This is a genomic window from Roseburia sp., assembly GCF_041325975.1.
GTDB lineage: Bacteria > Bacillota > Clostridia > Lachnospirales > Lachnospiraceae > Roseburia > Roseburia rectibacter.
Window position 1 is genome coordinate 222,984 of the sequence record NZ_JBGLEJ010000003.1, and the last position, 22,015, is coordinate 244,998.

Sequence of the window (22,015 nt, forward strand, 5' to 3'; positions counted from 1 at the left end):
GTTGTAAACTGGTGTCAATTATATAAAGTCAATGTAAAAACATCATTTTTCTCCTAAAGTTTCTTCTCCACCTTCTCCAATTCATCCAACAATGCTGGTTTTCTTGGATATCTCTGCATCAATTCCTCAATTAAAGATTTAGCAGTATCATTCCCCTTCCATTTTATAAGCTGTGCAATATTCTTCGTTATTTTCTTATATTCGCGTCTATCCTTTGCCTGAGCACAACTCTCACTTATTTCCTTATAACACAACTCATATACCTGCTCCGGATATTCCTTCACCAAATATTTCCCATAATAAAACAAATCATACGGATTCTCCATTACATCATCAAGCAATCTCTTCTTTTCATTTTCAGAAATAAGAACACTGCGATAGCAAACAGTTCGCTTGCTATCCTTTAATTCATCCAATAGGCTCTCGTAATTTTCATTCCACGCACCACACTTTTTATAAATCTGTTTCAAAACATCCCAGAACTTCTCATTTCCCATCAATAGCAGCTTTTTTGCCTGTGTGATTTGCTTTTCCGTACTGTTTGCTGTCTTATATATGTCATATAGCATATTATTCCAATCTTCCGGATTACTGCTACGATAATGCCATGTCTCTTCTTCGTTTGCTTTCTCTAAACAAAGCTTCTCTGCTTCATCATAATTTTTATCTTCCATAGCATCCTTAATAGCTATAATACGGAGTTCATTTATTGCAATATTCTGATATAGTTCCTTCTGCGTATTCTTTTTTCCATATAAATGTCTATGTAAAAGGTATCTTACAATCAAATCTTCTTTTTTCGTATATTCCGGGTAATAATCCTCCCGTGAAATTTCCAAAAGGGTATCCAAAACCTTTTCAAGTTTCTTCGCACTCTTTTCATCGCATAGGCAAATCCCACATTTCAGCAAGTCATAACGCCAGTCAGTCCAACCATCAAAAACACTCTTTTTTGCCTCTTTTATAATCAATGCAAGTGCTTGATCTCGCATCTGTTTATCCTGTTTTTCGATTTCTTTTGCGCATTTTCCTATTAATTCGTATGTACACATGATAACATCTGTAAGCATTCCCGAACTACTATCTGCATGAGATGCTAACTTAACACCAGATACCAGTATATATGTAGCCGCCTCAAGTGCAACCATATAACCACGCATTTCTAAAGTCTCAGCACACATATCAAGACAGTCATGCATATCCATACAAATATTATCGCAGCTGCTCCAACCAATGTATCCCCGATGGGTGTTACATTTAATTGATGTAGCGATTGTATTTTTCACTATCGATATAATATCTTCTGTGGGTATCATAGCAGCCCCTTTCTTTTATTCAACAATATCAATCTTATATTTTTCACACCATTGCCTTGCGATTTTTTCATAAGCTTCATCACGATATTGATACCAATGTTTCTCCAAATTTAAGTCATACAATTTATCCTTAAATCTTCTAAAAGCACCTCTTCCCTGAATTGTCCTTGCCAATACATCCTGATTCTTTCCCGCTGGAAGTTCGTATATAAACTCTTCCATTATTCGATACTCATTGATATCGTATTGTCCCGGTAATGGTATATAATCTTCGAAAAGTTCCTGATTGTCCTCACCATCCACCATTTCATCAAACAACATCAGAACTTTTTCGTTTTGGGTATCATAATAATATTCTGTTTCCATATTGGCAAATTCCATTGCCTCAATTATGTCTTCTAATTTTACTTTCATCTTTTATCCTTTTCCGACTTCAAAATGTGTTTTTAATGCTATAGATTGAAATTGATTCATTTTATCTTCTCCAATCGATAAATCATATAAATTCATTAATCATTTTTAGTTTTTTCAGTCTCATCAAGTGTCAAATTTTATGAGACTTTGTTGAGACTAACTTGAGACTGTCTCATTACAATGTCCATGTTGAAGTCTTTTTATCGTAAGCAGCACCTGCCAGATTATATCCTTGAATACCTGATGAAAAATCTTTTTCCCATAAACCAGCACTCTTCAATATTTCCTCATCAGACATTTTCAACCAAGGATAATCCGGATTTTTGCTCTTTGCAAGATTTCTTACTTTACCCATCAAATCCATGCGTAGATCTTCCGTTGTAACATATGGGAATATCTTGTGCTCCGCATATGTATTACTCTTTCGGTTATCCATATTCTGTAGTTGAATCGGAGAGTCCGTAATATCCATGTCCCCATCTTCATTTCTGTCATAGATCCTGTTTGCACACTTTTCTACAGTAGATGTTGGCGGAACATACACCCATAACAGCGTCATCCCTTCATATCCTTAACTATATACCTAAAGCCACCATTCTGTTTATCCCCGGACAAATATTGGTCATATTCTTCTATCGCCTTTTCTACAGAAGAATTCCCCGACAGGTTCCAAGTCCCTGCTTTGCAAGATAATAGGAAGGTCTTTCGACTTTTTCATCCTTCAGAATCCTTGCTACCTGCATCGGTCCGTTTCCCTCAATGATAAGCTGATAAATACGTCGTACCACTGTGGCAGCCTCTTCATCAATAATCCAATGGTCTGGGTCATCAGGGTCTTTCTTGTACCCGTAAATTGCGTTGCCTGCCAGATGCTTTCCGTCCATCCCCTTATTATGAAGTACGGATTTGATCTTCCAGCTGGTATCTCTTACATACCACTCGTTCATAATATTAAGGAATGGGGCAAATTCGTTACTGCCATCGTTTAAAGCACTGTCCATATTGTTGGAAATAGCGATAAATCGCACATTTTTCTTTTGAAACAGAACTTCCGTATAAAAGCCTACTTCAAGGTAATTACGCCCGATACGGCTCATATCCTTTACAATAACGCATCCTACAGTGCCATCTTCAATGTCTGCAAGCATACGCTTCCAGTCCGGTCTGTCAAAATTGGTTCCCGACCAGCCATCATCTGTATAATGACGCAGAGTGGTAAATCCCTGTTCGGTTGCATATTTCTCCAGCATTTTCTTTTGGTTTATGATACTGTTGCTGTCACCGCTTTGCTCATCATCACGGGATAATCTCTCGTAGAGTGAAGTGATTTTGTTTAGTTCCGGTTGTTTGGTTTTCATTAGATTCTCCTTTCAAAACAAACAACCAGCTTATCTGTGGTTTTATTCTACCACGAATAAACTGGTTTGTGTAAAAATAATTATTGTCTCACTAATAGGAGAAATCCGAAAGAAAATCGGAACTGTTTTATAAGTATCATGAAATTTTAATTCCATAAATTTATGGGAATTATGGGAGATATATTGATGCCTTTGTTACAAAAATATCAAGTTTCCTGTCTGTTGTCATTTGGGTAAACTTGAATTTATTGCTGTCGATCACAATATTTTTTCATTAGCATGAGCATAGTAAATCCTTTTGGGATTATAACTCATAACAAGGTTCCAATCACTTTTTAATTTACTATTACCATCATAAGCATCAAGATATTCGATAGGTTCTAAATCTCCCACAAAACAAATCCCATTATCTAAAATCAAGGATATGCTATCTTTACTATGACTTGGAGTCGGTATGATTTCTCCCTCAATACCTATGTTTTTTAGAAATTCTCGACTATCTTTGCAGTTGATAATTACAGAATTATCGGTATTGATAGGTTCATACTCTAATCGCTTATCTCGTCTGAAAATCTCGTCTGAAAAATGAATATATGACTTCTGTATATTGAGTAGAAGAAGTTTTACTCCTTGTTTCATCAGCTCGCTTATTAAACCAATATGGTCAGGATGGTAGTGTGTTGCCAAAATATAAGAAATATCACTAATTTTAATGCTGTGTTCTTTAATTGCTTTATAAAATGCAGGCAATGTTCCCGCAAAATCAGTATCAATAAGCAAACCGCCACTTATTCCTTGAATAAAGAAAGTGTTGGTATTGCCGTATCTTAACTTACTTATCACAAAATCACCTCCTCAACTGCTGATTTTACGCTTTCTTAATCGGATGTCTAATTACAGTTTTCCATTTCTCTGGGGCAACCTTTCTTGCATCAGACATATAAATCTCGTGATGCAATCTATCTTTGTTAATATCATTAATATAACTGCAATATAATTTGCCTTAGGTACATTTATAATCTCTGGTTTATTCTTAGGCTTATAAAATTCTTTAAATTCTTTCTTAAAATCAAAAGCCATAGTCTCCAAAATACCGATTTGTAAACCATAAACTTAAATTACAGATTTCTACAATTTGCAAATCATTATATACTCTTCGTCATTCTCATCTGCAATTTTTATGGTGCATTCTTCTGGTGACTCTATAAAATCAAATGAAGAAACTATTTTATACACATAATCCTGCAAATAATTATAATCTGGTGGAAAATCGTCTGCTACCACTTCTCCATCATCATCTGTTATTGCACACGGTTTAGGATTAATGCCATTTTCTTCCAACTTATAGTTATAATATGCCATAATACAAGTCATACTATCTGACGGCATAATTGAAAAGTGCTGCCAACTGGTTATTAATACTTTTAAGATAAGTCGGTGCGTACCCCTGCTTAATCAGTTCATTCTGCCATGCCCGAATATCCGCTGTCTTAATCTCGCACATCTTTTTCTTTTTGAAATAAGGCGTAACCTTTAAATCAAACACATATCTTTTATTCTTGATTGTGCTTTCTCTAAGCCGGTTCTCCATATCAGCAAAATAGATTTCAACGAAATTTTCAAAGTTAATATCCAGATCCTTTCTCTGCTGTTGCCGGAAGTTACGCTCCCACTCCTCTGCTTCTGCTTTTGTCTTAAAACCTCTTTTGTTCTTCTTATGGCGTATGCCTTGCCAGTCCTCATAATAGAACTGGCTACGCCAAGTCTTACCATCTCTTGCAGCTGGCATATCATCATCTCCTCTCCATTAACCAACTGCCATACCATAAAACTTTTCTTCAAAATACTTTGTAGGTACCTTGCCTGAAATCACCCGATAGCCTTTTTCTTTCAATTCATTATTAAGACCACGAATGATTTTGTAAGCATATCCTCTTGATACTCCAAGAATCTGTGCTGCTTCATCTGCTGTTACATACATCTTCATCGTATTCTCCATACTGTGTTCTCCTTCCTGTTTTTATTTTGGCACACTTTTGTGACCTTGTTTATCCGTATTATATAGTACACATTTGTGTCTGTCAAGTAATTCATCAAACTTTTTATACACAAATGTGTCCTATTGTGATAGAATAGAGCTAACAAATCATAAAGGAGCTGTTTTATGACTACTGGAGAAAAGATTAAATATTTTCGTAATATGCGTGGAATATCGCAAGAAATGCTCGGTCAACTGTCCGGCATAAACTCCGCTACAATTAAGAAATATGAATATGGTATTCGCAATCCTAAGCCAGATCAGCTACTGAAGATTGCAAATGCATTGGGTATCAGCATCAATATTTTTATGGATTTTGATATAGAAACTGTTTCGGACGTGTTGTCTTTACTGTTTAAGCTGGATGACCAGATTGATATGAAATTTGAAGCAGAAAAGGACGAAGAAGGTAACTTTAAACCTGCTACGGTCAAAATATCCTTTAAGAATCCTATAATAAATAAAAAAATCTGCACTTATATGAAAGCTTTGGAAATTAGTGAAAATATGATAAATTCAAAAGATGATTATTCTGAAGAAGAATACAATGCCAGCTTGCAGCGTATCAATGAGAACATTGAAGAAATCAAGCAACACCTGCTTGATGACAACATGGTTGTGTCGAAAGGGACTGACAAGCTTACTGTAAAAATTTTCCCAAATTAGCGAAACCTCTTGAATTATCAGACATAAGATGATAATATCTAATTAAACAGAAAGCACCCACTCCAAAGGTGGATGCTCCGAGTTTAGGTTAATGAATGTCCTTAAGGACACCGCCTATCCTGTGGATCAGACAGGATAGGCATTTTTATTTTCGCTTGTTTCTCTTATCGAGAAAGGCAAGCAACGCTACAATCAAGCTACCAAAGGACATCAGCAATACTAATATCCCAATGAAAATCGAAATGATCTCATAAGCCGTCATCGGCGCCACCTCCCTTCCTATGTATTCCGTTAAACCGGTATCATAAACTCGGGAGGCTACCACCCTGTCATGGGTACTTTCCTTAGACGATATTGTACCATAAAAAACAAAACATCTGCAATATACAATCCCACAAAATCACCCTTCAAATGACTGATAAATATTAATCACTAAAAAAACTTTTAATCTCCTCACTTATTCTTCCATACTCATAATCATGCACATAATGTGGGCAATCCAATTCTATGTACTTCCCAGACTCCACTTCTGAGATGTATTTTTCCTGTATCCTTCTCCATGTTTCTTTATCAAAACCAGTTCCACCAGTTCCATCAGAAATAAAAAACAGCATAGGAACCTGTGGTACTCCATTTTGAGCTACAATTCTTGCATTATCCTTAACACTCTTCGCTTCATTTATCATTGTTACAGTTGCCGTTCTGTTATAAAAAATTGCTCTATACCTATTCTTTTCGTCATTAGTCAACGTTCCATGCTTTATAGCATCACTTTCCGCAAGTGTAGGAATTAGTCTGGTAATTCCTAAATTCGCTGCATATTGTCCAAATTTCATTAGTGGAAGATTTATTTTCATATTCTCGTAATATTCTGGCACAGCCATATCCAAACCTATGATTGCTTCAATTTCATCCGGATATTCTTGTGCCCAATACAGGGCTTCAATTCCAGACATAGAATGCGGACATAAAACATATGGACCATCAATTCCTGCTTTATTCAAAGCTAATCTTGTTTCAGATAATACAGTCTGTATGTCTCTGTATTCATCAACAACATCACTATATCCATATCCAAACTTTTCAACAACAACAATTCTATACTCGTCGCTTAACAATGAATATAGGGATTTAAAATCCAGAATGGGAGAACACGTTCCGCTCCCAGACAAAAACACAAGCGTTTTAGAACCACTCCCCTCAACATAAATGCTAATATTATTTCCATTTATATCTATAAGCTGCCCTAATGGTTCCCTTAATTTTTCCTCTTTCCTAAGCTTATACCTATGATAAACAAAGCAAATCAAAATTAAAATAACAATAATTGCTACTATCCATAATAACACCCGCAACATTGTTTTAGTTCTTTTTTTCATTATCTTTACATATCCCTCCTGAAATAAAAACGGCAATACAAATAATAATTACCTTACACACCAGTGAAACAAAGAGATTTCCACCAACTGAAATTTGCGATAACGAATTAATCAATGCATGTGTCATTACACATATCCATAAGCTCCTTGTTTTATTGTATAATGCAGATAAAATAAAACAGTTTATCAAAAGTCCAAATAAAAAGCTACCTACATGAATTGATTGCATTGAACCTTCAATAAAAAAATAAAGGAAATGCCATATTCCCCAACAGACAAATGTCACACATGTCGAAAACACATAATTATGCCGTTCCTCAATAATTGGCTGAAACGTATATCTCCAACCTATTTCTTCAATCCCACCGAACAAAATTGCTTTTACAAATAATATAACCGGAATATACCAATTCTTTACTTGTAACATTCCACCCATTAATAGATAACAAAACTCTATACTCAAAAACATAAAAACAAGCAAGTAGCCGAAGATAGGTTGCTTTATGTTCACAAACTCGATTACAATCCTCTTAAAATTTATTTTTCGATATCGAACTGTGACAATGCTCCCCCACATTGCCGAAGAAATTCCGCCAATTCCAATTGCTATCATCCCAATTACCGTTGTGTAATCAACGACTATCCCTATCTTACGCAATAGGAAAACTATGATCGCTATTACCGTAATTTGTCCTATAGTTCCAGTTAAATATAATCTAATCGCATTTTTTCTATCCACAGAATTATCCATGTCTTCTTCCTTCTTTAGTCAAAATCCGTAAAAACTCTTTCCCATTATTCTCCCCACAAATAGAGCCAAACTAGAGCCATTCTATAAAACAAATGCCGGAAGCCCGCATAAATACAGGCTTTCGGCATTTCTGTCCGTTATGCAAACTCAATTTCGGCAACTATATATTGTATCTAATCAAATTATAAACATCTATATTTGGTATGATTATTCTTAAAATTCTACATATTCTTTGCCGTTTCGGAACTTTTCGCAATCACTACAAGTTTCGTTATTTTCAAAATGTCATTGTTTATGGTTTATAGTAATATTTTTTTGCATCTGCCATTGTATTTACCATAAAATCTTCATTATTCAATGCTGATATAATAACGCTCTTAGTGCATGGAATATGCAATGTAGCTACCGAGGACATATTATCACGAAAAGCCGGCAACTTATCCCACAAATCTTTAATTTGCTTCTTAAAATTTCCATTACTATCAACTATATCTGACTTCTTGTCATAATCTGGATAAATTACAATTACCGGTAAACCTTTTGTACCTATTCCGTAATTCATTTCCTCCCTCAATGCACGACTATTGGCAGTAATGGAACTTAAAAATAAAATAATGTTCTTAGAATTGTCAAGTCTTGTATGAAGTCTAGGCTTAAGAGTCTTTTCCCAATCACTACCATCTCGCACATTATATGTCTTATCATGTGCATCATTAAAGGGAAAACTATTATCCTCTCCTTTCCACATTCTTAACATATTGTAGTAAACAAAATCATGTGTTGAATTTGCCCCTAAATTACTTTCGCTAAATGGTTCCGAAACATAAAACGCACTATAATTTGCATTTCGATATGACATATTAAATTCCTCCTTTGCTATATGTCTAATGTTACTTTATCTTTATCTCCTTTATATATAACAACATCAACTTCTCCATGTATTTTATCTCCATACAATTGAAATAACGATGTTATTACTCTCAGTGAATCATTATGTGACAATCCTGCTCTCGAAAGATTTGTTCCCATCAATGGAATTACCAATCTATGCCCTTGACCATGTTGATCGTAAAAATTAAGAAGTGATTTTATGCACATTTCTAAATCATCGACAGAAGTATGAGCGATATTATCTTTATCGTATTCCGAAATTGCAAGTAACAAAAAGGTACTATTGTTATTTCCCCTAATCATCGCCACTGTACCTAACTCATATACTTCTCTTTTCCCACGTTCCTTATCTTTGTCAGCAATAATACTTTTGGGCACTAAATTTTGCATTTCCAAGCAATTATGTATCTTGTTGTCTATTTCTTCTATAGTAAATCCCTTATTAACCATTGTTTTTATCCATCTTCCATGTAACGAATTAGGTGATACCAATGGCTTTGAACATGTTGATATATCTTCATCTACAATAGTGTCAAAACATGAATTAACTGGAATTACAAATAACTTTTCTTCCTTGTTCCTTTTGTCAAACCCATCTTTCATAATATCAGAATAACATACTTTTATTTTCCCAGATGGACTTTCCCAAATTGTCTTTGTTCTCTTAAAAATACACGTCCATAGGATTGCAAGTATGAGTGCAAGCACACATAATAATATTATTATCACACATTTATATTGTGTTGACGTAATGCGTATATCATCCCAAGTCCAAAACAAAAAGAAAAGCGATAATATACTTGCAAATGTACCAATACACTTCATCCACGTTTTACCTATGAACTCCAAATTTTGTTTTACCACATTTACTTTGTTCATAATATAACTTTTGTACTCTCCTTATACTACTCTATTTGTTCATTAATCTCTTCAATCCACCCACTGTCATCACTCTCAAACAGCTTTATGAACTTTCCAAAATTACTGCTACCAGTAACAGAATCATCCGAATCCAAATTCCTCACTCGCTGGCGCATATCACCATAATTCTCCTCAGTAACGTGTTCCATAACTTCTTGAATCTGGTCTGCTCTACCTTTATAATTCTCCACCCCGGTATATTCCTTTATCAAAGGAGCATTCACTGGTTTTGCCGGAGATTTCAGATTTTCATCGGTCCAATGCTTAGATATAATCTGCATAGTACATGGATTACCAAACATAATCACTTCATCTGCTGCACTATCCACACCATGAAACTCATTAATCTTACGTTTAATGTCTTCATACTGCTCATGTGGTTTCTTTTCCGTATCACAGAACACAAGCACAAGTTCATCTGCTCCATTTTGATATCGGTCCTGATACCTTGCCGGGATATTACCATTTCCACCGGCATTGACCAATGAAATATCATATTGCTCATTCCATACTTTTAAATTTTTTAATCGATTTAGATACTCATATTCCTCATTACCTTCACAGATAATACAGATTTTATAGTTGTCCAAAAACTTAGGGAGCTTATTTGGCATCGGCATCATCCCCCTTTACACCACTTTTAATACTAAGCAATGAGTTAATCAATTCAGGATCAGGCAAAGCTCCAAGCGCACCTTTCCGATATTTTTCCATAACATCTGTCGTATCTCGTACGCCCTGCTGTGCTGTAAAATCTGCAAGTGAATATACATACACACCTTCTTCATCCTTATGAACAAACCAAATCTGCTCCTTTCGAAACATTCTCTTGCAATCCATAAGATTTATATCATGTACTGTAAATATCATCTGTGCACTTGTATTTAATTCATTATTAAACATCGCAACAATCGCCCTGGTAAGCTTAAAATGAATACTGCTATCCAACTCATCCACGACTAAAATCCTGCCTTGTTCAAGTGCTTCAATTACATAGCTGGCAATAGCTGCAATCTTCTTTGTTCCTGTGGAGTCAAACATCATACTTGGCACATGGACTCCCTTATAAGTAGAAACCAATCTGATTTGATCCATAATGTTCTCTGGAATATCAAGCACTTTCTCATCTGGCTTTTCGTCACCTTCACCAGTTTTCAGCTGTATCTTATCCATATCCACATATTCAAAATTATCCATATATAAGTCAGCATTTTTTATGAACTCGACAACCTTTTGCTGTAACTGATTCGTATTCTTCATTAGTTCAATCGTGTGCTGCATAGGTATGTTATTCATATTGATGATATCAATTTTTTCTGCAAATCCGACAAGAATCTGCTTCATCTCGTTGATATGTTCGAATTTACTTGTATCTACCACATAGCATAACAAATTATTCTTCGATACAACAGAAATCATAGTCTGAACAGATTCATCAATACACTCGTATACTTCACTAACAGTATCTTTTTTCAACCAACAAGCTTCCTTTTCATTGTTGTACTGATCTTTAAATATCTCCGAAAATGACTCATATATATATTCTTCTTTTTCTGCGTCGTACTTAAAATCATAAGAAAACTTTCTTCCAGATGCCATAAATGTAACACCTAACTCGCATACATCACTATCCGTAAATATATTTGGCATCAGTCCATTCTTCTTATTTAAAAGTACATTTCTTATTGCCCTAATGCACTTGATCAGACATGTTTTACCGGCATTGTTTGGCCCATATATTCCTACCGTTTTAAGGACATTAAAATTATTCTCTTTGTGAACATTTGCTCCAAATTTTTTATTTCGCATATCTGCTTTCATTGAAAATGTAATATCATCCTCAAATGCATAACAGTTTTTTGCTCTTACCTCTATAATCATGGCTCATTCCTCCAAGTCACTTTTCCTATTTACTTATCATTATTATATCATCAAATATTTTTTATGCAACTTTTTTTCATAAAAAATATTAATATTGAGATTTAATGTTCATTCACAAAAACAAAAAGCAGCCTCTCGGCTGCTCTATCTGTATATCCACTATATTACTTTCGTTTCATTCTCTAATCTCACTCAATGCAATTTGCCTCTATACTTTCTTGATTGGATGTCTAATTACAGTTTTCCATTTTTCAGGAGCAACCTTTCTTGCATCGGACATATAAATCTCATGGTGTAAACGCTGTTCATTTATATTATTCTCATAGCCCTGCTCCTTCAAATAATCCTCCAGCAAAGCTACTGTTGCAGGTTCCGAATCAAATGAACCTTGATGCATAATCTGGACGCAAAGCCCCTCATCAATCGTTAAAAACTCTGCCGGTGAACAATCTATTTTTTTCTTCTTGGTTGCTGTTTGTACCGCCCATGCAAAATCTTTTTCGGTTATAAAATCAGGCAAACGAATAACAGAAATCCAATTAAATGTATCTTTGTTGCTATAATCAATTCCTTTGACATTTTCTCGCCTGTCGGTTCGGTCAGTTCGCATCTCAGCATCCACAGGATGCTGCTCACCCTGCCACCAGAATCCTTCCAGCGGCGGTACTACATATTCAAAAAATCCTTCAATTTTATAATCTGTCTTATAACTCATTTTTAATGTATAAGCAACTGCATATAAAATGCTTATTGCCTGCTGGTAATCACCACACTCTACATTCGGATTTCCCTTTCCGCGAACTGCAACATAATTCATTGGAGGAATTTTTACAATTTCCGGTTTATTCTTCGGCATATAAAATTCCTTGTATTCTTTTTTAAAATCAAACGCCATCTTTTTTCATCCTTTCTTTAATCTGTCTACTCGCTCCTGTATATTACGTTCAAATTCTTCCTCTGTAAAAGCAGGATCTTTTGTTTTTCTCCATATATCACAAGGGATATGCTCGCACTCTCCACATCCTTTCATGTCTTTTTGATTTACCACGCATTCATATATTGGACACGCCTGACCATCCGGTGCATGAAATACTTTTCCAAGACTTGCACTACACCCCTTGCACACATTTCCAAAGCACCCGCACTTGGAGCAATCTGTGCCACAACAGCTTATTATATTTACCGATTGAGCCACTTCTAATATTTCCCTCTGCTTCTTTTTACTAAATCCACCAAGCACAAGTTGATACGATTTATCCAATAAGTCTTTCAATAAATTGTCGGGCACTTCACCATCTGGTTCTTGAGTTTCCGCAGAATGCAATTCTAAAATGAACATAGCTTCCCAAAGCACCAATCTGCCGAATTTTTGAAGCGTTGAGAATAGCAGTTTTACGAATAGAGGCACTTTAATAAGCCCCACCGGAATCGGGCTTTGGGAGATATATTCTTTTATCTATCTAAGCGATCAGCTTAAGGCAGAGTTGACGGTATGCCAGACGCTTTGTCCGGAACCATAGCCTGATGCCTTCTTTTGCATACGAGAGTATGCCGGAAATACCTTTAGCTAACCGGTAATAGCAGAAATGTACTTTTTCCTTTACAGGATCTGCTTTTTGTATGATAGAAACCTTAAGGGCATTGGTTTCTGACTTCATAGATATATGTGCCAGAAATGCCATGCATAAGGTGATAAAAAATTTAAAGCATTGATTGCTGTAAGCCTCCGCACACGGAAGTTTTCAAACTGAAACATCTGTTTTTTGCAGCGGAAATATTCCTCAATACGCCATCTTGAGAAGTAAGCTTTTGCCACATTTACTACATCTTCCTTTGACTTGATTTTTTTATTTGTGGCAAGCATCATAGGATGTTCCGTAATTCCATAAACAAGAACCAGATAGATGTCTTTTTTTGATGCAGTTATCTGGACTTTTACATGGGAGAGATAGGCATCGCGGCATTTTCCATGGAATAACAAAGGTGTTTTTATCTTGCCTTTCCGTTGATTCCTTAGCTGTGTTGCAGGAACCCATTTACCATGGAAAAAGAGCTTGCGTTTGGAAGTGAGGCGGATTACGTAATCCTGTTTCAGTTCATCCAGTTTTAAAAACATCTTGTTGTCCTCATAGCCTCTGTCCATGACAAAGGTAGCACTGCCAAACATGGCAGCACCCCGTTCCATTGCAGAAAAGGTTACATCATTAATGGATGTAAAGTTCTTTTCTTTTGAAGAATGAATCTGCGAAAAGATACTGACAGGGTGGTTGCTTTTTGTCAGTACGCAGGCTTCTGTTACATGATAGCCTTTTTGGTAAATGCTTTTAGCGCTGGAACTCTTTGAACCATCCCTGACCATTCCAAGCGCCTCAAATTTATAACCATCCGGCTTCACTATATCACTGTCATCAATGTGGATGATCGGCTTGTCAGAAACCCATTTATGGATTAGGGAAAGATAAGAGTTTAACGCCTTTGCAGGCGTACCTTTATTCAGATGTCTGGTAAGTCTTTCCACAGAATTGACCTTCTTGGAAGATTCATGAAGCTGGTCTGCCACATCTGTGAGAAGACAGCTGCCAGAGGCAAGCATACCATACGTCATGTCAGCGGTAAACTTTCTGTCTGGTTTTGTGAGGTATCTGGAAATTTTATTTGAAAAAGTTAAAATTTCCCGTTTCAAAGTATAAATATTTGATGTAGAATTAGGCATAGGGAATCCTCCTGATTTTTGTTTAGTATCTTTTTGATTGGTACCTTAGTTTTACTACAAAACAGGAAAGGATTCCTTATATTTTTGGCATTTTTTGAAAGTTGTTTATGACGATGATTATGAAAACAAGGCTTTGTGGATAAAAGTACGGAAACTCAAGATCTGGTTTTATTGAATTCCAATGGGTTTTATTCATATAATATCCAGGAATGATATCTTCGTACTGTTGACGCAAAAAATCACCTTCCGTTGGTTCAAGTTTTAGGGTAATATAATATGGCTCATCAGTCTCCCATACCAAACAGACTGCGACAAACATTTTCCCACCTACTTGATAACAAATCCAATTCCAATCCTTCTGGAGATCTTTTGTCACTCCTGCCTTGCTAAGTAAATATTCGTCAATCCATGTATACCTCATAAAGCATTTCTCCTTTTTTTATTTTATAGCCAAAATTTTACCTTCATATTTCTTTTTCATACATTCGATATTGACCTTAATCTCCTCCCGTATTTCCTCTGGTTCTAATAATTCTACCTTGTCCCTGAAGGACAGCAACCATGTAATCAGATTTTCCTTATCTGTGTAATCTGCGTGAAACAAAAGTTTTCCATTCTGCTGCACACTGAAACATTCCGGTCCAAATTCCTCAACCAATCTCCATTTGCAGTCTTTCTCAAATAATGCTTTGACCTTTATCCCTCCGGGAAATATCTTTTCATCGCTTAAATCCGGCATTGGCACCTGCCTTCGGGAAAACTCCTGCTCCGATATTATTACCTCATCCATTCGGTTCAATTTGAACAATCGAAAATCACCACGTTTTATACACCATCCCCATATATACCAGCTTGACCACCGAAAAATCAGATAATACGGCTCAATGCAACGTGCAGACTCTCCTTTTGGAGAATAATAGACGAATTCCAGTTTTCTGCATTTATCAATTGATGTGCGTATCAATTCGATTTTAGGTGCAAGTGAATCCTTATACCAAGAGGATAGATCAATCAATACCGTCTAGTTACCCACCATAAAATCAGATGAACCAACTGACAGCTTTTCCATCAATTGTCCATACCTGTTTGTTCCATTCACACTGTCCAGACTGCGCAGTCCTGCAAGAATATCCTGCATTTCTCCCCGTGTAAATAGTGTCCTATCCAGTCTATAGTTCTCCATAATGGAAATACCGCCATTCACACCCTGTTTTGTTACAATGGGAATCCCCGCTTTGCACAAATCTTCTATGTCTCTGTTTATGGTTCGCCGGGATACTTCAAACTTTTCTGCAAGATAAGGTGCGGTAACCGTATCTTTTTGTAACAGCATTGACAAAATCCCAATCTGTCTGTCTATTGTCATGATTTCTCCTTTAACAACTCCTATGATACTATACAAAACACGTCAACTGTATGTCATGTTTTAATTATACTTATAAAAAGTCTTGTCTTCAATTATTTTGTCGGTTCAGTAAAACAATAATCGCATATTATCTGTTCATTTCCTTACGGAATCCCCATAAATAAAAAAATCTTCTCTCTTATCATGTAAGATATACTTTTAACAAGAAAATAAATACAAAGGAGATTTTACAATGAACGACTTACAAACACTTATCAAAAAATATATGGATTACTGCAATGTGCAAAAATGCCTGGATGAAAAAACACTTAAAGCATATCGAATTGATTTACGACAATTTTCAGAACAGATATGTACTGATGAAGTAATACAAGTCAATTCTGCTATATTGGAAAGTTTTATTGCTACCTTACACTGTCAATACAAACCTAAAACTGTAAAGCGCAAAATTGCATCCATAAAAGCCTTCTTTCATTTTCTGGAATATAAAGATTTCATTGAACAGAACCCTTTTAACAAAGTACTGGTGCATTTTCGCGAGCCAGTTAAATTACCCAAAACAATTCCTTTACCTGTTATAGAAGCTTTGTTAACTACTATTTATTCACAACACAAGAATGCCGGAACAGCCTACCAAAGAAGAAACGCTTTGCGTGACGTGGCTGCCATTGAACTTTTGTTTTCAAGTGGAATGCGTATATCTGAGCTTTGTGCGCTACATGTCAATGATGTAAATTTATACGACGGAACAATTCTTATATACGGTAAAGGGAATAAAGAACGTCGTATTCAAATTGGAAACGAATCTGTTCTTCAGATTTTGAGAGAATATCAAAATAACTTTAATACTGAAATCAATCATTGCAACCATTTCTTTGTCAATCAGAACGGAAATGCTTTATCTGACCAGGCGGTACGCAGAATGATAAAAAAATATTCTGACATGACGTCTATTAATATGCATATTACTCCCCATATGTTCCGGCATACATTTGCAACCAGTCTTCTGGAAGCAGATGTTGACATCCGCTATATTCAGGAAATGTTAGGTCACAGTTCTATTAATATAACGGAAATATATACACACGTCGCCGTGGCAAAGCAAAGGGATATTTTGGTTTCGAAACATCCTAGAAAGGATTTTAGGATATAAGGGTGTTCAGCAATCCTTTGATATGTTGTTGAGGGTTTGCTTTTGTGGAGGATAATATTTTATTATCCGTTACTTTATTATATAGAACATATATGGAGAGATTCTATGAAAAAATCGTGTTTTGTCATTATGGGATATGGCATTAAAAACAATATTAATCTAGATTTGACATACAGCAAAATTATCAAACCCTGTATTATAAAAAATGAACTTGTGCCATATCATTTATTTGAAGATAACAAATACAATGCGTATCGCTGCGATGAGATTACAGGTTCTGCTGCTATTGATTATAAATTTATTACATGCCTTAGCGAAGCGGATGTTGTAATTGCGGATATTAGCACAATGAATATTAATGCTATCTATGAGCTAGGTGCTAGACATGCCCTAAAACCACGTTCCACTATTATTTTATGTGCCAAAGAAGATGAACATCGCTTTAATTTTTTTGATCTCACATATGTGCCGATTATTTTTTATAATCATGAGGGAGCACGGTTGGGAGCTGAAGCAATTAAGGAAACTCAGACAAGGCTAAACGCTCTTCTAGATTTTGCGATTAATTCTGAATCCGTTGTTCCGGACAATCCTATATACAGAGCATTAAGCGAACGGGATACTTATCAAAACTTTATGCCACCAGAACGTCAAAGTTTGTATGAATTGTATTTAAATGGTCGAAATTTTCTTGACGATAGTGAATACGAAAAGGCAATTGCTATACTATCCGAGTTATACGAACAAGATTCTACGGAAGAAAATCTTTTACTATTAGTATTGGCACAGTATAAGTTTGCAGAAGCAACTAATAACAGTAGATTGTTAATTGAATGTATAAATAGTATAAAAGAAAAGGTAGATATTGACTCATCTGTATCAGAACATTTATTGGGGAGAGTTGCGGCAATTTATCTTCGACTATTCAATTTACTAGAAGAAGAGACATATTACTACCTTGCACTCGAATATTATCGTAGAGGCGCATGTTATAGCAGACAAAATTATTACTGCCCTAGAAACTACTGTGCTTTATTACTAAGAATATATGAAATAACTGATGATCCAAATGTGATTATAGAGCATTATTATACTGCTAAACATTATGCCAAATTATATCTAAACAGTAGTGCTGACGCACTAAAGGATGGAAGTTATGAAGAACGTGTATATTACTACTACAATGTTTGTGACCTAAAGGCAATCGTTGCAGGAGAATACTCAAACTACGAAAAACTACAAGAAAGATTAAATTCTGATGAAGGAATCAGCATTAGACAACGTAATACCATTAAAACAGGAATAGAAAAACTTTATAATGATATTGCAGAGATGAATCACAAAACTAAACTTTTTTGAGATTTAAAAATAAATAGTAATCAGTTACCTTTCCTACCCAAACAGCAATTTGATGATTAACTATTTCATCGTTGAAAAAATCATCAATTTTATCTAAGTTAAAGTTTTGTGTTTTTACGCTGAACCTTCCACCTTTAATAATACCTTCCTCTCTGACTCCTTCTTCATTGATGATAAGCAGTGGAAGGTCATATAGCAAACCTATTGTGCCTTCAATATGACAAAATGGACTTGTTATTTGTTGTCCCGAGATATCGACTTCTTGTGGGAAGAAAAATGATGGATTAGGTGTGCCATTTTTCTTCTTTTGGCCAGCCTCTATAAAAATTTGACCAAATCCAATAATAATTATTCCATAACATTGTCGCATTATGCCCTTTAGATAATTTATGGTGTCAGTAAGGTCATAATTATCTGCCTGCAATGTGACTGTTTTTAATCCGGCCTCATCAAGCTTTGCTTGTAGCAAATCAAGAAAATATTGATGTCCATCAAGAAATGGGTTTGGTCTACTAAGAAATACAAGTATCTTTTCCATATTAATCTCCTATAGTTATTTGTGTAAATGTCTGTTGATTGATTCTTGAGCGACATGAGTAATATCAGGGAATAAAAAGCTTTCTCTTATATCTAATCGCCATAACATTTTTTTAAAGTATGCCTTTTTCTCTTTTGGAATAAGAATTGTATATAAGGTTTTGTCGTCGCATACCTTTTCTATTGTATTTAAAGTGTCATGTATTGTAAAACATGCGTGTTGAGCATATTGACGGAAATCGTTACTCGTGGCATAACATGCTAAAATTTTTTGAGTTGGTTGGATATTTCCATAAAACGCAGGTTTTAACATTTCTAATGCAGTATTTGAATCTATTGGATAGATATAGGGTTCAATCTCCTGCGTTTGATTTAGAAATTCGGGGATTAGAACACTAAGTCTTGCATCTACATTGTCGTATTTATCATCTTCTCCGATTGCAAAATAGAGAGCAACCAAAGGAGAATATGACCAATCCAAAAGTCTAGTAGGCATTCCGTAATGCTGCATCATTGATATCCACTTATCATATGAACTTTTAGGTATGTAAGAACCGCTAAGCTGGCTGGCACCATGATAAAATGAGTGACATAGTACGCTTTCTGAAGATAACCGTTCAAATCTTTGTATGCCAGGAACCAATGACCATTGTATATTGCACTGTCCCCTATACCAAAGTGTTGGTTGAGTGACAAAATCAACTGCATGATTTAATGTGATTTCTTCAATTTCTCCTATGATATTGCATAGGTCATTAAAATCATTAGCAACATATTTATATTTTGATGATTATTCATTTTATTTTTTACCTCAGTTTTTTTAGTAACGGATAATAAAATATTATCGGTTATTTATTATACCACTTTTTTCTATTTCTTTCATCATCTTTTTACTTCTTAACGGAGCAAGGCAATCTGCTCCACATCCATCACACATACACCAACTCCCTCACTACAATCTCCTCCGCACACGCAATAATATTATTCATCTTCCCCACCCACATCATCTGATTCTCCGCTTTCAACTCCTCTGTCACACCTTGCTTTTCCTTCATCTGTTCCTCAATCCTGTCCAGCATCTCATAGCATTCCTCATCAATCTCATGCAGATACTCATTCAATTTTCCATCAAGCAACAGCTCCATATAATATCTATGTCTGAACTCTTTCAGATACTCACATCTCATATGTCCAAACTTTCCGATATTATAATTTGTTTCCTCTGACAACTGTAAATCCGGATAATAAATATCATCCTCGCCCAGCACATAAGTAATTCCGTTTTCTACAATAACTTTCTCCAATTTTTCCATAACTTTCATCCACCTTTCTGCGGTATTTCCTACACCTCAACATCAATAATAGCCTCTAGCTCTTTTACAACCTTTCACATACGCTCTGATTCCAACATATACTGCCTGAACTAATAACAATAAAGTAACAAGATTCAGCTTTACTAAGACCTTTATCCAATCTCCAAAATACACAACCACAGCTAAACTTATTACTGCTATTCCAATGCTAATCACATCCCAACAATTCTCCCGATATAGCTTCGTTACTTTCTTTTCAATAATCACTATTAGTATACCCACAACAGCTATTGCTCCAACAATTACTATAATAAACAATAACCAATACACCATAATCGCTATCGTCTCATTCGGTATCCTATCACCCATCTGTGCCAACGCTTTTGCTACACCGACAATCCATTTGCAAGACTGACGAATACCATTCCATAGTGCATCAAAAATTGCTGTAAAATCATCTAAAAATATATCAGACCTCATTGCCACAAATATTGTCGTTACGATTGCATACCACCATAAAACTATATGCATTGTATCAAATCCAACACCCTTTTTAAATAATTTCTGTTTACGCTGTTTACAAATCCTCAAAGCCTTAATTTTACTGTATTCTTTCGTAAACCGGATTGTTTACATTTCCGTAAACGAACGCCTGTAAACAAAATTTGTAAACGCAGCCTAAAAAACTTTTATCTTTCCTCAAAGGGTATTACCGCATCCTCCGGCAGTTTCTGAAACTCATTTTTCCCTGTCACCCTGCGCCACCCTCTTTGTGTGCCATATCCGGCAAATCTGTGGGAAGATATTTTTTCCCACCCGACAATGCTATGGTTCATGACATTATTGATTTCTTTCAGTTCCCAGTCCTTTGGTGTGTCATACTCGTGGGAAAATGCTTCCTTGTAAATCATAATGCTACATACATAATCCTCTGCCAGTTCATCCAACCAGAGCTGCATCACTCCGACCTTTGCATCCTCCGGCATAAAATCCTTCTGCATTTCCTTTAAGTATTCTTCTGTTTCCCTCGACAGCTTTAACTCATGAGAACCGTTCCGATATAGTTCCATCGCTTCCGCCCACGCCTGACGTATGTATTCCCTTGATTCTTTTTCATCCTCAAGAATGTGCTTTTCCACCCGTTCCGGATGTACCAGCCCCGGGGCAAATCTCCGATTCCCTGTACGATCAAGAGGAAGAAAGTCCATATTGTTGGAAGTACCAACAAATACACATTGTCTTGGTCTGTCCTCCGGGTGTGTTTCGTAGGGAATTTTATAGGTTTCCTTTTGCCGGCTGATAAAAGACTTAATATCTTCGATGCTCTTGGCATTGACCGTTGCCATCATTTCCGACATTTCAATAATCCAATGTCCTTGCATCTTCCGATAGACATTATCATCATCCATCCGCTTCAAATCATCTGAAAACCATGCATAAAATATCCAGCCAGTAATTCATAATCGGTTCCGCATGAAGCATCCGTGCATAGTCCTCTGAAAAAATAATATCCGGTGGCTTTCCATTAAGGAAAATACCCATCTGCTCTATCAGTGATAAACTGTCCCTTAAACTCTCAATACTGTGATTGCACCATCTGTCAAAACGCTCCCTGATGTGTATCAGCCTCTCACGTTCTGTCCGTTCTCTACGAATACGCTCTCTGTCCTGCTCTCTTAATTCCTTGTTCCTTTTGACCTCTATCGGCAGCCGGAAATCTTCTACAATCTTTAGTGCCGCCTCATATTGTGATAAACCAAACATCCGGGAAACATAGTCAATCACATCCCCTCCCACACCACAGGCAAAACAATGATAGTTCTTATCAATCTTCATGCTTGGGTGCTTATCATCATGGAAAGGGCAACAGGCTAACCCATTTCTTCTGACCTGCAGACCATAGTTTTCTGCTACCTGTCTCGCCGTCAGATACTCCTTTACCTCTGAAAAAATATTCAA

At 35.9% G+C, this 22,015-nt stretch carries 25 protein-coding genes and 4 pseudogenes; 3 read left to right on the forward strand and 26 right to left on the reverse strand.

Features of this window, described 5'->3' with window-relative positions:
- Positions 1 to 53: 53 nt before the first annotated feature.
- From ACDD58_RS01375 to ACDD58_RS01410, 8 genes and pseudogenes are all read right to left on the reverse strand, one after another.
- Positions 54 to 1,316 carry a hypothetical protein gene (locus ACDD58_RS01375; protein WP_370775241.1) on the reverse strand — a complete coding sequence of 421 codons (1,263 nt, stop codon included), beginning with the start codon at positions 1,314 to 1,316 and terminating at the stop codon, positions 54 to 56.
- Between the two features lie 15 nt (positions 1,317 to 1,331).
- On the reverse strand, positions 1,332 to 1,730 hold the full coding sequence (locus ACDD58_RS01380) for a UPF0158 family protein (RefSeq protein WP_370775244.1): 399 nt from the start codon (positions 1,728 to 1,730) through the stop codon (positions 1,332 to 1,334).
- 175 nt (positions 1,731 to 1,905) lie between these two features.
- The gene (locus ACDD58_RS01385) at positions 1,906 to 2,289 is read right to left on the reverse strand and encodes a hypothetical protein (RefSeq protein WP_370775247.1); all 384 of its coding nucleotides are present in this window, start codon (positions 2,287 to 2,289) and stop codon (positions 1,906 to 1,908) included.
- 109 nt (positions 2,290 to 2,398) lie between these two features.
- A pseudogene (locus ACDD58_RS01390) lies at positions 2,399 to 3,088 on the reverse strand (recombinase family protein); the annotation flags it as partial.
- 258 nt (positions 3,089 to 3,346) lie between these two features.
- On the reverse strand, positions 3,347 to 3,931 hold the full coding sequence (locus tag ACDD58_RS01395) for an MBL fold metallo-hydrolase (RefSeq protein ID WP_370775250.1): 585 nt from the start codon (positions 3,929 to 3,931) through the stop codon (positions 3,347 to 3,349).
- A gap of 285 nt (positions 3,932 to 4,216) precedes the next feature.
- On the reverse strand, positions 4,217 to 4,450 hold the full coding sequence (locus ACDD58_RS01400) for a hypothetical protein (RefSeq protein WP_370775253.1): 234 nt from the start codon (positions 4,448 to 4,450) through the stop codon (positions 4,217 to 4,219).
- Positions 4,451 to 4,466: 16 nt separating this feature from the next.
- Positions 4,467 to 4,877: pseudogene (locus tag ACDD58_RS01405) on the reverse strand (Arm DNA-binding domain-containing protein); the annotation flags it as partial.
- Positions 4,878 to 4,895: 18 nt separating this feature from the next.
- Positions 4,896 to 5,087: an ICEBs1 excisionase gene (locus ACDD58_RS01410; protein WP_116444116.1), complete on the reverse strand. Its 192-nt coding sequence runs from the start codon at positions 5,085 to 5,087 to the stop codon at positions 4,896 to 4,898.
- Positions 5,088 to 5,252: 165 nt separating this feature from the next.
- Here ACDD58_RS01410 and ACDD58_RS01415 point away from each other — a divergent pair, with 165 nt between their 5' ends.
- Entirely contained in the window at positions 5,253 to 5,792 is a 540-nt protein-coding gene (locus ACDD58_RS01415; RefSeq protein WP_370775257.1) for a helix-turn-helix domain-containing protein, read from the forward strand.
- Positions 5,793 to 6,217: 425 nt separating this feature from the next.
- Here ACDD58_RS01415 and ACDD58_RS01420 read toward each other — a convergent pair whose 3' ends face one another.
- The 12 genes and pseudogenes from ACDD58_RS01420 to ACDD58_RS01475 form a co-directional block, all read right to left on the reverse strand.
- Entirely contained in the window at positions 6,218 to 7,171 is a 954-nt protein-coding gene (locus tag ACDD58_RS01420) for an alpha/beta hydrolase (RefSeq protein WP_370775260.1), read from the reverse strand.
- A complete protein-coding gene (locus tag ACDD58_RS01425; RefSeq protein WP_199536242.1) occupies positions 7,155 to 7,922 on the reverse strand; it encodes a CPBP family intramembrane glutamic endopeptidase in 768 nt (255 codons plus the stop codon). The genes ACDD58_RS01420 and ACDD58_RS01425 overlap by 17 nt, the downstream gene beginning before the upstream one ends.
- Positions 7,923 to 8,214: 292 nt before the next feature.
- Positions 8,215 to 8,781 carry a TIR domain-containing protein gene (locus tag ACDD58_RS01430; RefSeq protein ID WP_370775265.1) on the reverse strand — a complete coding sequence of 189 codons (567 nt, stop codon included), beginning with the start codon at positions 8,779 to 8,781 and terminating at the stop codon, positions 8,215 to 8,217.
- Positions 8,782 to 8,798: 17 nt separating this feature from the next.
- Complete coding sequence (locus ACDD58_RS01435) at positions 8,799 to 9,692, reverse strand: macro domain-containing protein (RefSeq protein WP_370775268.1); 894 nt, start codon at positions 9,690 to 9,692, stop codon at positions 8,799 to 8,801.
- Positions 9,693 to 9,718: 26 nt separating this feature from the next.
- Complete coding sequence (locus ACDD58_RS01440) at positions 9,719 to 10,348, reverse strand: hypothetical protein (protein WP_370775271.1); 630 nt, start codon at positions 10,346 to 10,348, stop codon at positions 9,719 to 9,721.
- A complete protein-coding gene (locus ACDD58_RS01445; protein WP_370775274.1) occupies positions 10,338 to 11,615 on the reverse strand; it encodes an ATP/GTP-binding protein in 1,278 nt (425 codons plus the stop codon). The genes ACDD58_RS01440 and ACDD58_RS01445 overlap by 11 nt, the downstream gene beginning before the upstream one ends.
- Positions 11,616 to 11,823: 208 nt before the next feature.
- Positions 11,824 to 12,510 carry a GyrI-like domain-containing protein gene (locus tag ACDD58_RS01450; RefSeq protein ID WP_118265543.1) on the reverse strand — a complete coding sequence of 229 codons (687 nt, stop codon included), beginning with the start codon at positions 12,508 to 12,510 and terminating at the stop codon, positions 11,824 to 11,826.
- Positions 12,511 to 12,516: 6 nt separating this feature from the next.
- On the reverse strand, positions 12,517 to 12,954 hold the full coding sequence (locus tag ACDD58_RS01455) for a hypothetical protein (RefSeq protein WP_370775275.1): 438 nt from the start codon (positions 12,952 to 12,954) through the stop codon (positions 12,517 to 12,519).
- Between the two features lie 121 nt (positions 12,955 to 13,075).
- Entirely contained in the window at positions 13,076 to 13,273 is a 198-nt protein-coding gene (locus ACDD58_RS01460; protein WP_370775276.1) for a hypothetical protein, read from the reverse strand.
- Positions 13,270 to 14,328, reverse strand: coding sequence for a transposase (locus tag ACDD58_RS01465; RefSeq protein ID WP_370775278.1), 1,059 nt, complete (start codon positions 14,326 to 14,328; stop codon positions 13,270 to 13,272). The genes ACDD58_RS01460 and ACDD58_RS01465 overlap by 4 nt, the downstream gene beginning before the upstream one ends.
- Positions 14,329 to 14,404: 76 nt before the next feature.
- On the reverse strand, positions 14,405 to 14,749 hold the full coding sequence (locus ACDD58_RS01470) for an MmcQ/YjbR family DNA-binding protein (protein WP_370775280.1): 345 nt from the start codon (positions 14,747 to 14,749) through the stop codon (positions 14,405 to 14,407).
- 18 nt (positions 14,750 to 14,767) lie between these two features.
- Positions 14,768 to 15,694: pseudogene (locus ACDD58_RS01475) on the reverse strand (helix-turn-helix transcriptional regulator).
- A 232-nt stretch (positions 15,695 to 15,926) separates the two neighbouring features.
- Between ACDD58_RS01475 and ACDD58_RS01480 the strand changes: the two are divergent.
- Together ACDD58_RS01480 and ACDD58_RS01485 are read left to right on the forward strand one after the other, a co-directional pair.
- Positions 15,927 to 16,847, forward strand: coding sequence for a tyrosine-type recombinase/integrase (locus ACDD58_RS01480; RefSeq protein WP_215671805.1), 921 nt, complete (start codon positions 15,927 to 15,929; stop codon positions 16,845 to 16,847).
- 105 nt (positions 16,848 to 16,952) lie between these two features.
- Positions 16,953 to 18,206 carry a hypothetical protein gene (locus ACDD58_RS01485; protein WP_370775283.1) on the forward strand — a complete coding sequence of 418 codons (1,254 nt, stop codon included), beginning with the start codon at positions 16,953 to 16,955 and terminating at the stop codon, positions 18,204 to 18,206.
- Here the strand turns inward: ACDD58_RS01485 and ACDD58_RS01490 are convergent.
- The 6 genes and pseudogenes from ACDD58_RS01490 to ACDD58_RS01515 form a co-directional block, all read right to left on the reverse strand.
- Positions 18,193 to 18,744: a hypothetical protein gene (locus ACDD58_RS01490; RefSeq protein ID WP_370775285.1), complete on the reverse strand. Its 552-nt coding sequence runs from the start codon at positions 18,742 to 18,744 to the stop codon at positions 18,193 to 18,195. The two genes, ACDD58_RS01485 and ACDD58_RS01490, sit on opposite strands and share 14 nt — an antisense overlap.
- Before the next feature lie 15 nt (positions 18,745 to 18,759).
- Positions 18,760 to 19,485, reverse strand: a complete 726-nt coding sequence (locus tag ACDD58_RS01495; protein WP_370775758.1) for an FRG domain-containing protein — start codon at positions 19,483 to 19,485, stop codon at positions 18,760 to 18,762.
- A gap of 187 nt (positions 19,486 to 19,672) precedes the next feature.
- Positions 19,673 to 20,056, reverse strand: coding sequence for a TnpV protein (locus tag ACDD58_RS01500; RefSeq protein WP_370775288.1), 384 nt, complete (start codon positions 20,054 to 20,056; stop codon positions 19,673 to 19,675).
- A 42-nt stretch (positions 20,057 to 20,098) separates the two neighbouring features.
- On the reverse strand, positions 20,099 to 20,647 hold the full coding sequence (locus ACDD58_RS01505; RefSeq protein ID WP_370775289.1) for a DUF6040 family protein: 549 nt from the start codon (positions 20,645 to 20,647) through the stop codon (positions 20,099 to 20,101).
- A gap of 98 nt (positions 20,648 to 20,745) precedes the next feature.
- Positions 20,746 to 21,489 (reverse strand): annotated as a pseudogene (locus ACDD58_RS01510) (VapE domain-containing protein); the annotation flags it as partial.
- Entirely contained in the window at positions 21,476 to 22,015 is a 540-nt protein-coding gene (locus ACDD58_RS01515) for a CHC2 zinc finger domain-containing protein (RefSeq protein WP_370775291.1), read from the reverse strand. The pseudogene ACDD58_RS01510 and the gene ACDD58_RS01515, both read right to left, overlap by 14 nt.